A 489-nucleotide genomic window follows, 5' to 3' on the forward strand; every position below is an offset into this window, starting at 1 on the left:
CTTTTACAAGTGCAAATGCTGTTCAATACTTTCTTGAAAATATTGATAAAAAATTATTAGCCGAAAAAAACATTTTTGCTTTACAGGGTGCAACACGAGATGAACTTTTACTTCGCAATTTAGTACCAAGAATTACTGCCCCAAATGTAAATGAATTGGGTAAATTAATTAAGCTGAACAAAGCAGTTTTAAATATTCAAAAAATTCTTCACCCAATTGGGAATCTTACGCTGCCCGATTTAAGATATGTAGTTACAGGTTCAGGAATGTCTTATCAAGATCTTACTGTCTATCAAACCGAATTAAATCCAATACCGGTAGATGCTATTCCATTTGAAGCAATTCTATTTTTTAGCCCCAGTGCAATTGACAGTTTCTCCTTCGCAAATAGATTTTCTTCAGAAAGAATATATATATGCATTGGCAATACAACTTTTACGCGCCTTCAATACTATACGGATACCTATAATGCAGTGATTGCGAAAAATC

1 protein-coding gene is annotated in these 489 nt (G+C 33.1%); it reads left to right on the forward strand.

The genetic code is table 11. The features are described 5' to 3' along the window. Positions 1-489, forward strand: a 489-nt coding sequence (locus tag F777_RS17035; protein ID WP_026750245.1) for a uroporphyrinogen-III synthase, incomplete at both ends; no start/stop codon positions are given.

The sequence above is a fragment of the Sediminibacterium sp. C3 genome, assembly GCF_000508085.1.
Classification (GTDB): Bacteria; Bacteroidota; Bacteroidia; order Chitinophagales; family Chitinophagaceae; genus Sediminibacterium.